This is a genomic window from Sphingorhabdus sp. M41, from assembly GCF_001586275.1.
Classification (GTDB): Bacteria; Pseudomonadota; Alphaproteobacteria; order Sphingomonadales; family Sphingomonadaceae; genus Parasphingorhabdus.
On record NZ_CP014545.1, the window covers coordinates 1,361,737 to 1,376,099 of the forward strand.

Here is a 14,363-nt window from a genome sequence, read left to right on the forward strand (position 1 = left end):
GGCTCAACCCTGCTTGCGGGTCAATTCTTTCATCGCATCACTCAGGCCGTCAACCGTCAGCGGGTACATCCGGTCATTCATCAGTTCACGGATAATCTTGACGCTTTGGGAATAGCCCCATTGCTTTTCCGGCACTGGATTGAGCCAGGCTGCAGCGGGATAGGTATTGGTTAGTCGCTGCAACCAGGTCACCCCGGCTTCTTCATTAAAATGTTCGACAGAGCCGCCCGGATGGGTGATTTCATAGGGACTCATCGACGCGTCTCCGACAAAGATCAGCTTATAGTCGTGGCCATATTTATGGAGCACATCCCAGGTGTTGGTGCGCTCGGAAAAGCGACGGCGATTGTCTTTCCACAGGCCTTCATAGGGGCAGTTGTGAAAATAGAAAAACTCGAGATTCTTGAACTCGGTGGTCGCCGCGCTGAACAATTCTTCGCATAGCTTGATGAACGGATCCATCGAACCGCCGACGTCGAGAAACAATAGCAGCTTCACCGCATTATGCCGTTCCGGGCGCATGTGGATGTCGAGCCAACCCTGTTTCGCCGTGCCGTTGATTGTCCGGTCGATGTCAAGCTCGTCGGCAGCACCTTCGCGGGCAAATTTGCGCAGGCGCCGGAGCGCGACCTTGATATTGCGCGTTCCCAGCAGCTTGGTGTTGTCGAGATTCTGGAACTCGCGCTTGTCCCAGACCTTGATCGCCTTTTTCTGGCCGCCTTCGCCGCCAATACGGACGCCTTCGGGATTATAGCCTGAATTGCCGTAAGGTGAGGTGCCGCCCGTACCGATCCACTTGCTACCGCCCTCATGTCGCTTTTGCTGTTCTTCGAGACGCTCTTTCAGCGTCTTCATAATCTCGTCCCAGCTGCCGAGAGAATTGATCTTTTCCATTTCCTCTTCGGACAGATATTTCTCCGCGACTGCTTTCAGCCAGTCGAGAGGGATATCTTCTTCCTGAGTGCCATAAGACGATTCTATGCCCTTGAAGACTTTCGAGAAAACCTGGTCAAAGCGGTCGAGCAGACCCTCATCTTTTACAAAGGTGGCTCGGGAAAGATAATAGAATTCCTCCGGATTCCGCTGGATGACGTCCTTTTGGAGCGCCTCGAGCAGAACCAGATGTTCCTTGAGCGAAGCCGAAATGCCAGCCGCCCTGAGTTCGTCCATGAAGTTAAAGAACATCGTATCTGCCTTTGCTTAGCGCGCTTCGCGTTTCGCCATGAAGGCAAGGCGTTCGAACAGCATCACGTCCTGCTCGTTCTTGAGCAGCGCACCATGCAATGGCGGAATCGCTTTGCTGCTGTCGTTCGATTGCAGGGCTTCGAGCGGCATGTCCTCGTTGAGAATCAATTTCAGCCAGTCCAGCAATTCGCTGGTGCTCGGTTTCTTTTTTAGGCCCGGGACGTCGCGGACATCGTAGAAAATGTCCATTGCCTTTTTGACCAATATGCCTTGGATGTCAGGGAAATGAACGTTGATGATTTCCTGCATCGTCTCGCGATCCGGGAATTTGATATAGTGGAAGAAGCAGCGGCGAAGGAAGGCGTCAGGCAGCTCTTTTTCGTTGTTTGAGGTGATGATCACAATGGGGCGTTCGACCGCCTTGATCGTCTCTTTCGTTTCGTAGACATGAAACTCCATGCGGTCGAGTTCCTGCAGAAGATCGTTCGGGAACTCGATGTCCGCTTTGTCTATTTCGTCGATCAGCAGCACGGGCAGTTCGGGAGCGGTAAACGCCTCCCATAGCTTCCCCTTGCGGATATAGTTGGAAATATCATGTACGCGTTCGTCGCCGAGTTGGCCGTCGCGGAGACGGGCTACCGCGTCATATTCGTATAGGCCCTGATGCGCCTTGGTGGTGGATTTAACGTTCCACTCAATCAACGGTGTGCCCATGGCTTTGGCAATTTCATAGGCAAGAACTGTTTTGCCGGTGCCGGGCTCGCCTTTGACCAGCAGAGGACGCCGGAGGGTCATGGCGGCATTGACCGCAACCTTCAGATCATCGGTTGCAACATAGTCCTGGGTACCGTCAAAACGCATGATTTTCTATTCCTTGCCGTGAACATCAAAGCAAAGGCGATAGGGAAAACACCCATTCTAGGCAAGTTAATCATTTAGTTAAGTTCGTCGGGACCTGACGGAACAATTAGCGGGACAGGCGAGTGTTTCTGCGCGCTTCCAGTAGTTGCCAAAGACCCCGATGCTGGTTGAGCAATTGTTCGGCGCCAAAATTCAATGCCCGTTCCAGAGCAGGAGTTTGAGCGAGGCGGTCGTTGAGATCGGCGGTTTTTTCTACGCTTGGCAGAATCGATGAGCGCGCCTCAACGCCGACTCGCAATGCGATCTGTTCCAGAATATATCTGATGTGATGCCAGTCCGTAACCAGTGCGATAGCGGCACCGATAGCGCATCCGCTGCGATCGGACTGGGACAGCATTTCCAGTGCCTTTCGCTGACCGAGAACTGCGGAGTTGCTTTGATCGTCCAGGCTAACACCGGAAATCGGTCCTGCGGCGACGGTCAGCTTGGTCAGAAAGGCCCGTTCGGCAGCAAAGCCGCCGGTCGCCTGAACCAGCCATTCCCGTGCAGCATCATCGGCCGTCTTGGTCGCGGCTTGATCAATCACGCCGGGATGGCGTCCGTGCAGAACGCACATGAAATGCGCAATATCCGCGAGGTCTGCACCGGACAAAGCTGAAAAGTCTTCAGTCATAAGGCGGACATAAGGGGCCGAATCGCTGCCAAGCGTGCCAATCTGGCCAGCAAAACCTGACGGTGTCACCAATTGTGCATTTTGTCCTAGCATCGCGTTTCCGATATCCGAATAGGGTTGCGAAAATGCATCGAGCATCATCGTCTATATTCGAATATAACGGCGATACCTAAAGACTAGGTTTACCGGCTGTTAGGGATTTACAAACCATAGCTGTCCGCCTTGCGGTGGCGAGTTTATTGATCCAGAAAACTGCGCATCTTGCGACTGCGGCTCGGATGCTTAAGCTTGCGCAATGCTTTGGCTTCAATCTGCCGAATACGTTCGCGCGTGACGCTGAATTGTTGTCCAACTTCTTCGAGCGTGTGATCGGTGTTCATGCCGATCCCGAAGCGCATGCGAAGCACACGTTCTTCTCGAGGTGTCAGGCTGGCCAATACGCGAGTCACGGTTTCTTTCAGATTGGCCTGGATCGCGGCATCCACCGGAATGATCGCATTTTTATCTTCAATGAAGTCACCGAGATGCGAATCTTCCTCGTCACCAATTGGCGTTTCGAGCGAAATCGGCTCCTTGGCGATTTTCATCACCTTGCGCACTTTTTCCAGCGGCATGGACAGGCGTTCGGCCATTTCTTCCGGAGTCGGCTCGCGGCCCTGTTCATGAAGGAACTGACGGCTGGTGCGGACCAGCTTGTTGATCGTCTCGATCATGTGGACCGGAATACGGATGGTCCGCGCCTGATCGGCAATCGAGCGCGTGATTGCCTGACGAATCCACCAGGTTGCGTAGGTGCTGAACTTATAGCCGCGGCGATATTCGAACTTGTCGACCGCTTTCATCAGGCCGATATTGCCTTCCTGAATGAGATCGAGGAACTGCAGGCCGCGATTTGTGTATTTCTTGGCGATCGAAATCACGAGGCGGAGATTGGCCTCGACCATTTCCTTCTTGGCGATTCGTGCTTCGCGTTCGCCCTTCTGGACCATGTTGACGATCCGGCGGAATTCGACCAGCGAAGTGCCGGTGGCATTGGCGATATCGGAAATTTCTGCGCGAATGCGATCAACGGCTTCCGCTTCTTTTTCGACAAATGCGGCCCATTTCTTGTCGGTCTTGGCCATGCTCGCCAGCCAGTTATCGTCGAGTTCGTTACCGACATAGCTTTCCAGAAAGGCGCGGCGCGGGACCTTGTGGCGTTCGGCCAGGCGAAGCATTTGCCCGCCGAGTGTCGTCAGCCGGCGATTGAACGAGTAAAGCTGGTCGACCAGAAACTCGATTTTATTGGCATGAAATTGCACGCTTTCGACCAAAGCGGTCAGTTCTTCGCGCAAATTATGATATTTATTCTCGGAAGATGTCGGGAAATCCTTGCCCGCTGCCAGAGAATCCAGTCGGATCGTCTGCAGTTTCGAGAATTTCTTGAACACCGAGGTAATCAGCGCGAATTTTTCAAGCGCCTCAGGTTTCAGGGCTTCTTCCATCTGGGCGAGCGAGAGAGTATTGTCTTCCTCTTCCTCCTCGACAACCCGCTTGGTGCGGCGTTCGGTCAGTTCGGCTTCATCATCATCTTCGCCATCGGCCGATTCTTCATCCTCGACTTCGTCATCATCCTTGAACGATGGGCCAGCGGTCTTCTCGCTGATTTCGCCATCATCGTCATCTTCGGCTTCTTCGAGGTTCTCCGGAACAGGATCCTTGGAGAGCATGGCATCAAGGTCGAGAATCTCGCGCAGCTGCATCTCGCCGTCGTTGAGCGCCGTCGACCATTCGATGATTGCGTTGAAGGTGGTCGGGCTTTCGCAAAGCCCCCAGATCATCGTGTCGCGGCCTGCTTCGATGCGCTTTGCAATCGCGATTTCGCCTTCGCGGCTGAGCAATTCCACGGCGCCCATTTCGCGCAAATACATGCGTACCGGGTCGTCGGTCCGGTCGGCGGTCGCTTTCTTGGGAGCGGCGGCAGCGGATTTCTTGTCCTTGTCCTTGCCGTCAATGGATTCGACTTCTTCGCCGGCCAGTTCTTCGGCGGCTTCCTCGTCATTCTCGACAATCCGGACGCCCATTTCGGAGATCGCCGACATGACGTCTTCAATCTGCTCGTTCTGGTCCTGGGGCAGGGCTTCGTTCAGCTCGTCTATCGTGAGATAGCCGCGCTTTTTACCTTGAGCGATCAGTTTCTTGATGGCGCTATCATTGAGATCGATCAACGGTTCGTCTTCGGCTTTGGTGTTTTTTGCTTTACTTGCCAATGGCTCAGGCCCCTAATTTAAAACTACACTGCATCGTCGATCTGGGTCAGTTCGACCAATCGCTCATGAAATAACTGCTTCGCTTCGCGAAGGCGCTGCTGCTCGGCATAACTTTCTTCCGTAAGATCGTCCTGCACTCGCCTCGTTGCCTCTGCCAGAGCCGCTTCCAATCCGGGGCGCGCCGTCACCACTTTTATCGCTTCTGCCAAATCCCGATGCGCCCGTTCGATCAAAAGCGAAGGGGCATCGTCTGGCAGCTTGCGGTTGAAAGTGAAATTCAGCGCGTCGGCCCGTAACAGCCCTTTTGCGACATTATAACAATCTGTCTTCTCCAATATGGTAAGAAGGCCGTGCATATCAAGCGTTTCTTTGCGCATTGCCGCATTGATCAATTCGCTGAGCAATAGCTGTAACTGCGAATCGGCAAGCTTGATCGCGCTGAGTTCTTCAAAATGCCCGGATATCCGGCAGGGATGACGGATCAGGCCACCCAAAATGCCCTTGGCAATCTGCAGATCATAGCCCTCGATCAAAAAGGTCTTGGTGTCCTCCAGCGGTTTGTAAGAGACGAATTTCGATGGGAATTTGCGATTATTATTCTGCTGGCGCCTGGCTTCGGGGCGACTATCCCGCTGGGCAAAAAAGGCGGCTTGATAGCGTTCGTCAAAAGCCTGCCGGTAATGCCGGGCAATATCCTGATCGGCGATATCGCGCACATGGTCGGACAGACGCTTTTTCAGGCCGGCCTTGGTTTCCGGTGTGTTGAGCGGCTCGGCGTCATATTCCACCTGCCAGATCTTGTCGTCGAGCATCTGCGGCCTGGCGATCAGGGCGGCAAAGGCATGAGCGCCGTCGGAGCGGATCAGGTCATCGGGGTCCTGTCCCGCGGGCAGGGAAATGAAGTTCAGGCTGTGCGAGGGGCGCAATATCGGCAGCGCTCGCAAGGCGGCGCGCATGGCAGCTTTCTGACCCGCATTGTCGCCGTCAAAGCAGAGTATCGGTGCCTCGACCATTTTCCAGATACGTTCGATCTGATGTTCGGTCAGCGCGGTGCCGAGCGGGGCGACGACGTCGTTGAACCCGGCCTGCGCCAAGGCGATGGCGTCCATATAGCCTTCTACCACCAAGATCCGGCCGGTCTGGCGGGAAGCGGGAGAGGCCTTGTCGAGATTGTAGAGCGTGCGGCCCTTGTCGAACAACGGCGTGTCGGGGGAGTTGAGATATTTCGGCTCGCCGTCACCCAATATCCGGCCGCCAAAAGCAATGACCCGGCCGCGTGGGTCGCGGATCGGGATCATCAGGCGGCCGCGGAACCGGTCATAGGGCTCCTTGTCATCGACCTTGATCAGCAGGCCGGCCTCGATCAGCTGGTCCATGCCGTGTCTGGACAGCGCGTCCTTGAGCCTTCCGCGGGAATTGGGAGCGAAACCAAAGCCGAACTCGCGGATCGTGTTTTCCGATATGCCGCGATTTTTCAGATATTCCCGTGCCCCAGCGCCCTCGGTGCTGTTGAATTGCTCGACAAACCAGTCCTGCGCCGCGGCCATAACGTCATGCAGGGTTGCCCGCACCTCCTGCCGCTGCGCCGCGCGGGGATCGGGGGCAGGGACTTCCATCTGCGCCTCGGCGGCGAGGTCCTTGACCGCGTCCATGAAGCCCAGCCCGCGCTGTTCGGTCATCCAGCTGATCGCGTCACCATGGGCGCCGCAGCCGAAGCAATGGTAGAAGCCCTTTTCGTCATTGATCGTGAAGCTGGGCGATTTCTCGTTATGAAAGGGGCAGCAGGCCTTATATTCGCGACCGGCCTTCTGGATCTTTACGGTGCGCCCGATCAGCGTCGACAGGGTGACGCGCGATCGCAGTTCTTCGAGCCATTGCGGGGTGAGGGTCATTCTGAAATCTCGGTGTCTCGACTACGCTCGACACGAACGGCGTTTTGGGCGCCGCTCTCTCCGTTCGTCTCGAGCGAAGTCGAGAGACGTTCTGTCGGAGGCTTCGCAAAATAGGACAATTTTTTCCAGTCACCTGCGATTAGAGCGCGCTTTTTGGCTTGGGACCATTTCTTGACTGTTAATTCGGCTGACAAAGCCTCTTCTCGAGTCGGGAAAGACTCCGACCACACCAATTCTATTGGTCGGCGCTGGCTCGTAAACTTACAATATCCACCGCTGCCATGTTCAGCCACCCGGCGTTCCAAATCATCCGTGTGACCGGTGTAGAACTTACCATCTGCACATAACAGCATGTAGGTCCAAAAGGCCAATTACGCTTCTCCCGGGTGTCTCGACTTCGCTCGACACGAACGGACAGAAGTCGCTCGATACGAACAACCTGTATTCAGTGTCACGAAAGCGCCGCCTTCACCAGTGCGCTGGCCTTGCTCATGTCGATTTCGGTGCCGTGGCGTTTCTTCAGTTCGCCCATCACGCGGCCCATGTCCTTCATGCCGTCGGCGCCGAGTTCGGTCTTGATACCATCGATCAGGGCAGCGGTTTCTTCCTCGTTCAATTGCGCCGGGAGAAATTCCTCGATCACCGCCAGTTCCAGTTTTTCCGCTGCGGCGAGCTCGGTGCGGCCACCGGATTCGAACATGTCGATCGATTCGCGGCGCTGCTTGGCCATTTTTTGCAGCACGTCGATCAGGATCGCATCATCGTCGCGCGCATCTTCCTTGGTGCGCAGTTCGATGTCCTTGTCCTTGATCTTCGCCAATATGCTGCGGGTCGCGGCGGTGCGATCCTTGTCACCGGCCTTCATGGCGGCAATTTGCGCGGCTTTCACGGTGTCGCGAATCATGGCGTCCCTCATATTTTTGGAGTAAGCGACCACCATAGCGGGAAGATAATTTTTTTCATAGATTGTGAGACCAGAAATCTGGTTCTAGGTCCCATGAAATTTTGCGCCTCAAACGGACCCAAAGGAACAGCCCATGACCGATGCCCATAATCCCGCCGCTCCCGAGGGTGCAACAGGGATATTGGTGTTGGCCGATGGCACGATCATCTGGGGCAGGGGCTTTGGCGCGACCGGTTCTGCGGTCGGTGAAGTCTGCTTCAACACCGCGATGACCGGCTATCAGGAAGTGATGACCGACCCCAGCTATGCCGGGCAGATCGTGACCTTCACCTTTCCCCATATCGGCAATGTCGGCACCAATGAAGATGATGTCGAGGCGGACAGCCCGCACGCCCTGGGCTGTATCGTCCGCGAGGATATTACCGCACCGTCCAGTTTCCGTGACCAGAAGCCGTTTGACCAGTGGATGGCGGAACAGGGCCGGATCGGAATTTCCGGTGTGGATACAAGGGCTTTGACCCGGCGGATCCGCGAAGCGGGGGCGCCCAATGCGGTTATCGCTCATGATCCCGAGGGCAAGTTTGATATCGACGAGCTGCTCGGCAAGGCGCGGGCCTGGGCGGGGCTGGAAGGCATGGATCTGGCCAAGGAAGTGACCGGGCACCAGACGCATTTATGGGACAAGGGTGGTCTGTGGCGGCTGGGTCATGGCTATGCGCCATTGGAAGAATTGGAAGCATCTTCGTCGCGGCCGCATGTGGTGGCGATCGATTATGGCGCGAAGCGCAATATCTTCAGAAATCTTGTGAAGGCTGGCGCAAAAGTCACTGTGGTTCCTGCTGAAACTTCTTATGAAGAAATCATGGCGTTGAAGCCGGCGGGCGTGTTTCTGTCCAATGGCCCCGGCGATCCGGCGGCGACAGGCGAATATGCGGTCCCGGTGATCAAGAAGTTGCTGGAGGCGGATATCCCGCTGTTCGGCATTTGCCTTGGCCACCAGATGCTCGCTCTCGCGGCGGGCGCCAAGACCGTGAAAATGCACCAGGGCCATCGCGGTGCCAATCATCCGGTGCAGCGGATCGGCGGCGGCTGGGCCGAGACCGAAGGTCTGGTCGAGATCACCAGCATGAACCACGGTTTTGCGGTGGACAGCGAGACGCTGCCCGACACTATTCACGAAACCCACAAGAGCCTGTTCGACGGCAGCAACTGCGGCATCGAGATCATCGGCAAACGCGCCTTCGGCGTGCAATATCACCCCGAGGCCAGTCCGGGGCCGCAGGACAGTTTCTATCTGTTCGAGAAATTTGTTTCATTGATCGAAAGTAGAAATTGATGATTTCATTTAATGCAGCCCAAGATTTGGTTTTAACAGCATTGTACATTCGAGAGTATGAGAGCGATGATGCTTTCAGTGCCACGATTGATGATGTGAAGGAAGCAATCGGCGGTGGATTGTCTAAGGTTTTCCTGCTGCGGGTAGTCGATCATCTCGTCGAAAAGAACTTACTTGAAAGCGACTATGACGAAGATATTGACGTGATGAAGTATTGGCTTAAAGCTAACGGAATTCAGGCTGCTGAGGTCGTCGTTAATGAACAAAAGAATGAAGGCGGTGTTATCTCGATTCCGGCAGCAGATAGGATCGTGCAGTTAAACGACAATCAGTTTAATGATTTGCATGAAAAACTGTCAGAAATAATTTCAACTTTAGATAACGGGTCCAATGCGATCGGCGCTGAGCTTGGTGATTCCCGAGTTCGGCTCAAATCAGAGATTGAAGCAGGGTCGACTTTGATTAACGCTAAATCTGTGCGGTTGAGCGCACTGTTTGCTGTTCTGATCAAACCATTGAAATTCCTCTCGGAAAAATTTTCTGGTGCAGCAATCGGAGAATTGGCCAAGAAGTTGGTCAGTGAAATTTTGAAGTTGATAGCATAAGTGTCCACAACAACTGACATAACCACAATCCTGATTGGAGGCCATAGCCAATGAGCGGCCCGATTGATCCAGCGCATCTTGCCGAAGAATGGGCAATTGATGACGAAATCCTGCAAAATATGGCAGCGGGCGGCGATTTGTCGCATGTTGTGCGCGAAATTAACGTGCAATTTGTCGGGGCGGTTGCCGATCTCAACAAGCTGAAGAATGACGCGGCCAAATGGGGTTTTCGCTCGGCGCTGGTGTCCAACGAGGATGACGAGTGGGTGATCGAACTGCAGATTGACCTCGACACCAAGCGCGAGACGATCCGCGAGCTGACCCGCAAATGCCTCGAGATCGAAAGCGAATATGACATCGACCATGATGGTTGGGGCTGCTTCGCCTGTAACGAAAATGGCGAAATTTCTGACGAGAATCCGGCGTGATGGTTCAAAGAGCTGACATAAATTCTGCTCTTGCTATCGGCGCAGGCCGAATATTTCCTCCGTCGTCCACTTTCATTCGGCCCACGGATCAATCACGGCAATCCCGGCAAAGGCAAAATCTTTCGCGTTCCGCGTTGCAATCGCGGCTTCATTCGCAATGGCCTGAGCGGCAATCATCGCATCCATCACGCCGGTATCAAGGCCTTCGAGGCGGATCTCGTTCGCCAGGAGGCCGTAAGCAGAAGCACATTTACGATCATAATCCAGCACGCGATCAGAAAACTCTGTTTCAAGGCGCTGGTACCAGCTCAGCATCAACTGCTTTTTCTGCCCGTCGTCCATTTTGCAGACGCCATAGAGCATCTCCGACAGCACGATTGAGGACAGCAGTACTTCAGTTTCATGATCGACAAACCATCGTTTCACGCGCTGATTGCCTTGTGCGTGCGATATCTCGCGCCACACGTTGGTATCTACAATTATCACGGGAATTCAGGGTCCGGAATGCCCTTGTCTCGGGACGGGATGGCCGGAGGGGCGACGTCCGGAGCGATACGGATGAGATATTCGGCCCGGTTCTCTCCCACTTTCTTGTCCGGAAGTTCATCAGACGAACGCCGCTTTTTTGGGCCATAGGTTCGTTCAATCAGCGCGCGCAGTTCGGCCTCGACCGAGCGCCCCTCTCTGGCCGCGACTTCTCGCAGCGACTGTTTGGTCGCATCGTCGATTTTTCTGATCGTTACACTACCCATGATCTTTCACCAATTGATTGCAATGCAGTCAATGTAATCAATGATTGCAAAATAGTCTATGCCCAAAAGAACTGACATAAAATCCATCCTCATCATCGGCGCTGGCCCGATCGTTATCGGGCAGGCTTGCGAGTTTGACTATAGCGGCACGCAGGCGTGCAAGGCGCTGAAGGAAGAGGGCTACCGGATCATCCTGGTCAACTCCAACCCGGCGACGATCATGACCGATCCGGAAATGGCGGATGCGACCTATATTGAGCCGATCACGCCCGAAATTGTCGAAAAGATCATCGAAAAAGAACGTCCTGACGCCATTTTGCCCACGATGGGCGGGCAGACGGCGCTGAACACGGCGCTGACGCTCAACAAGATGGGCGTGCTCGAAAAATATGGGGTGCAGATGATCGGCGCGGACGCCGAGGCGATCGACAAGGCCGAGGACCGCGAGAAGTTCAAGACGGCGATGACCAAGATCGGTCTCGAAAGCCCGCGGTCGGCGATTGCCCATAATATGGAAGACGCCATGCGGGCGCTCGAGGAAATCGGCCTGCCGGCGATCATGCGGCCTAGCTTCACCATGGGCGGGGCCGGTGGCGGCGTTGCCTATAATAAAGAAGAATTCATGCATATTGTCGGCACCGGGCTGGAAGCCTCGCCGACCAACGAGGTGCTGATCGAGGAATCGATCATCGGCTGGAAAGAATATGAGATGGAGGTTGTCCGCGACAAAAAGGACAATTGCATCATCATCTGCTCGATCGAGAATGTCGATCCGATGGGCGTGCACACCGGCGACAGTATCACCGTTGCGCCAGCGCTGACCCTGACCGACAAGGAATATCAGATCATGCGCAACGCCAGCATCGCGGTGCTGCGCGAAATTGGCGTTGAGACTGGCGGTTCCAACGTACAATTTGCGGTCAATCCGAAGGACGGCCGACTGGTGGTCATCGAGATGAACCCGCGGGTGTCGCGCTCTTCTGCCTTGGCTTCGAAAGCGACGGGCTTCCCGATTGCCAGTGTCGCCGCCAAGCTGGCGGTCGGCTATACGCTCGACGAGATCGAGAATGATATTACCGGTGCTACCCCGGCATCGTTCGAGCCGACGATCGACTATATTGTCACCAAGATTCCGCGCTTTGCCTTCGAGAAGTTCAAGGGCGCAGAGCCATTGCTGTCGACCGCGATGAAGTCGGTTGGCGAAGTCATGGCGATTGGCCGCAATATCCACGAATCGATGCAGAAAGCGCTGCGCGGGCTGGAAACCGGTCTCGACGGCTTCAACCGGGTGCAGGAACTGATCGGCGCGCCGCGTGAGGATATTGCTGCGGCTTTGGCGCGGGCGACTCCGGATCGTCTCTTGGTTGCAGCCCAAGCGATGCGCGAAGGTTTCAGCGATGCGGAAATCCACGCGATTGCCGGTTTTGACCCATGGTTTCTCGCCAGAATTCGCGAGATTATCGATGCCGAGCAAGACGTAATTGACAATGGACTGCCCAATGATGCGCAGGCCATGCGCAAGCTGAAATCCATGGGCTTTTCCGATCAGCGGCTGGCCAAGCTGGCGATCGACTCGGTCCATGTGGCTGGCGGTGCAGGGCGCGCAGTCGCCGAAGGCCACGGACTGGTCCATGACGCGCTTGCCGCGATGGCGGGTGCGACCACCGAAGCCGAAGTGCGCAGCTTGCGGCACAAGCTGGGCGTGCGGCCAGTGTACAAGCGGATCGATACTTGCGCGGCGGAATTTGAAGCCAAGACGCCTTATATGTATTCGACCTATGAAGCGCCGATTTTCGGGGCTCCGGAGTGCGAGGCTCAGCCTTCGGATCGCAAGAAGATCGTCATTCTTGGCGGCGGACCGAACCGGATCGGGCAGGGGATCGAATTCGACTATTGCTGTTGCCACGCCTGTTTCGCGCTGTCGGACGCTGGCTATGAAACGATCATGATCAACTGCAATCCGGAAACCGTTTCGACCGATTATGATACGTCCGACCGGCTCTATTTCGAGCCGCTGACCGCTGAAGATGTGCTGGAAATCCTGCACGTCGAGCAGCAGTCGGGCGAACTGGTCGGCGTGGTTGTGCAATTTGGCGGGCAGACTCCGCTGAAACTGGCGCAGGCGCTGGAAGACGCGGGCATTCCGATCCTCGGCACTTCTCCGGATGCGATTGATCTGGCCGAAGACCGCGAGCGCTTTGCCAAGCTGGTCAACAAGCTGAAATTGAAACAACCGGAAAACGGCATGGCCCGGACCCGCGACGAAGCGGTGAAAATCGCCGAGCGTATCGGCTATCCGGTCTTGCTGCGGCCGAGCTTCGTGCTCGGTGGCCGGGCGATGGAAATCGTCGACGGGCCGGCGCAGCTGGAAAATTATATCAATACCGCGGTGCAGGTGTCGGGCGACAGTCCGGTGCTGGTCGACCAATATCTGCGCGATGCGGTCGAAGTCGATGTCGATGCGATATGTGATGGCGACGAAGTCGTGGTCTGCGGTCTGCTGCAGCATATCGAGGAAGCCGGTGTCCATTCGGGCGATAGCGCCTGCTCGATCCCGCCACACAGTCTGAGCGACGAGATCATAGCCGAAATGGAACGGCAGACCGAGGCTCTGGCATTCGGTCTGAAGGTTCGCGGGCTGATGAATATCCAGTTCGCGGTGAAAGACGGCGAAGTCTATCTGATCGAGGTCAATCCCCGTGCCAGCCGGACCGTGCCCTTCGTCGCCAAGGCGATTGGCGTGCCGATTGCCAAGATTGCTTCGCGCGTGATGGCCGGTGAGAAATTGAAAGACCTGCCGGTGATCAACCGGCATATCGACTATACCGCGGTCAAGGAAGCGGTCTTCCCGTTCAACCGTTTCCCCGGTGTCGATCCGATCCTGTCGCCGGAAATGAAATCCACCGGCGAAGTCATGGGTATCGACCAGGGCTTTCCGATTGCCTTTGCCAAAGCGCAGCTTGGTGCCAGCAATATATTGCCTGACAGCGGCACGATCTTCATCTCGGTCAAGGAAACCGACAAGAAGGTGATCGAACCGGCAGCAAGGCTCGCCGAGAAGCTGGGCTTTCGCCTGATTGCCACGTCCGGAACCGCGGATTATCTGACCGAACAGGGAATCAAGGTCGAGAAGGTCAACAAGGTTGTCGAGGGACGACCGCATATTGTTGACCGGATCAAGGATGGCGAAGTGAACCTGATCTTCAATACAACCGAGGGCTGGCAGTCGCTGAAGGACTCGAAATCGATCCGGGCGGCGGCGCTGGTTGGCAAGATTCCGATCTATACCACAGCGACCGCGAGCAACGCCGCGATGCAGGCGATTGAGGCGATGCGCGATCAGACTCTTGAAGTTCGCGCGTTACAGTCCTATTATAAGGCTTCGCAGACTTAATTTTCCGACATTTTGTCACACTGCGGGCGCTCCTTCCAAGCGGGGCGCCGGAAAACTGTTTTAGACGCTGCACGGCTGAAATCG

13 protein-coding genes are annotated in these 14,363 nt (G+C 55.6%); 4 read left to right on the forward strand and 9 right to left on the reverse strand.

Going from position 1 to position 14,363, the window contains the following annotated elements; translation table 11 throughout:
- Positions 1-3: 3 nt before the first annotated feature.
- From AZE99_RS06475 to AZE99_RS06505, 7 genes are all read right to left on the reverse strand, one after another.
- Complete coding sequence (locus tag AZE99_RS06475) at positions 4-1,185, reverse strand: vWA domain-containing protein (protein WP_067199035.1); 1,182 nt, start codon at positions 1,183-1,185, stop codon at positions 4-6.
- A gap of 15 nt (positions 1,186-1,200) precedes the next feature.
- The gene (locus tag AZE99_RS06480; protein ID WP_067199037.1) at positions 1,201-2,046 is read right to left on the reverse strand and encodes an AAA family ATPase; all 846 of its coding nucleotides are present in this window, start codon (positions 2,044-2,046) and stop codon (positions 1,201-1,203) included.
- Between the two features lie 106 nt (positions 2,047-2,152).
- A complete protein-coding gene (locus AZE99_RS06485; protein ID WP_231862705.1) occupies positions 2,153-2,812 on the reverse strand; it encodes a DUF6975 family protein in 660 nt (219 codons plus the stop codon).
- Between the two features lie 143 nt (positions 2,813-2,955).
- Positions 2,956-4,968: an RNA polymerase sigma factor RpoD gene (rpoD, locus tag AZE99_RS06490; protein WP_067199040.1), complete on the reverse strand. Its 2,013-nt coding sequence runs from the start codon at positions 4,966-4,968 to the stop codon at positions 2,956-2,958.
- Positions 4,969-4,991: 23 nt separating this feature from the next.
- Complete coding sequence (dnaG, locus tag AZE99_RS06495; RefSeq protein WP_067199042.1) at positions 4,992-6,860, reverse strand: DNA primase; 1,869 nt, start codon at positions 6,858-6,860, stop codon at positions 4,992-4,994.
- Positions 6,857-7,213, reverse strand: a complete 357-nt coding sequence (locus AZE99_RS06500) for a GIY-YIG nuclease family protein (protein WP_231862729.1) — start codon at positions 7,211-7,213, stop codon at positions 6,857-6,859. The genes dnaG and AZE99_RS06500 overlap by 4 nt, the downstream gene beginning before the upstream one ends.
- Before the next feature lie 98 nt (positions 7,214-7,311).
- Positions 7,312-7,764 carry a GatB/YqeY domain-containing protein gene (locus AZE99_RS06505; RefSeq protein ID WP_067203359.1) on the reverse strand — a complete coding sequence of 151 codons (453 nt, stop codon included), beginning with the start codon at positions 7,762-7,764 and terminating at the stop codon, positions 7,312-7,314.
- A gap of 133 nt (positions 7,765-7,897) precedes the next feature.
- Between AZE99_RS06505 and carA the strand changes: the two genes are divergently transcribed.
- The 3 genes from carA to AZE99_RS06520 are packed head-to-tail and all read left to right on the forward strand — an operon-like array spanning position 7,898 to position 10,133.
- On the forward strand, positions 7,898-9,100 hold the full coding sequence (gene carA, locus AZE99_RS06510; protein WP_067199044.1) for a glutamine-hydrolyzing carbamoyl-phosphate synthase small subunit: 1,203 nt from the start codon (positions 7,898-7,900) through the stop codon (positions 9,098-9,100).
- Positions 9,100-9,705: a hypothetical protein gene (locus AZE99_RS06515; RefSeq protein WP_067199046.1), complete on the forward strand. Its 606-nt coding sequence runs from the start codon at positions 9,100-9,102 to the stop codon at positions 9,703-9,705. Before carA ends, AZE99_RS06515 begins: the two co-directional genes overlap by 1 nt.
- A gap of 50 nt (positions 9,706-9,755) precedes the next feature.
- Positions 9,756-10,133 carry a ribonuclease E inhibitor RraB gene (locus AZE99_RS06520; RefSeq protein WP_067199048.1) on the forward strand — a complete coding sequence of 126 codons (378 nt, stop codon included), beginning with the start codon at positions 9,756-9,758 and terminating at the stop codon, positions 10,131-10,133.
- A gap of 72 nt (positions 10,134-10,205) precedes the next feature.
- Here AZE99_RS06520 and AZE99_RS06525 read toward each other — a convergent pair whose 3' ends face one another.
- Together AZE99_RS06525 and AZE99_RS06530 are read right to left on the reverse strand one after the other, a co-directional pair.
- A complete protein-coding gene (locus AZE99_RS06525) occupies positions 10,206-10,619 on the reverse strand; it encodes a PIN domain-containing protein (protein WP_067199049.1) in 414 nt (137 codons plus the stop codon).
- Positions 10,616-10,885, reverse strand: a complete 270-nt coding sequence (locus AZE99_RS06530; RefSeq protein WP_067199051.1) for a FitA-like ribbon-helix-helix domain-containing protein — start codon at positions 10,883-10,885, stop codon at positions 10,616-10,618. Before AZE99_RS06530 ends, AZE99_RS06525 begins: the two co-directional genes overlap by 4 nt.
- Before the next feature lie 58 nt (positions 10,886-10,943).
- Here AZE99_RS06530 and carB point away from each other — a divergent pair, with 58 nt between their 5' ends.
- Positions 10,944-14,279, forward strand: coding sequence for a carbamoyl-phosphate synthase large subunit (carB, locus tag AZE99_RS06535; RefSeq protein ID WP_067199053.1), 3,336 nt, complete (start codon positions 10,944-10,946; stop codon positions 14,277-14,279).
- Positions 14,280-14,363 lie beyond the last annotated feature (84 nt).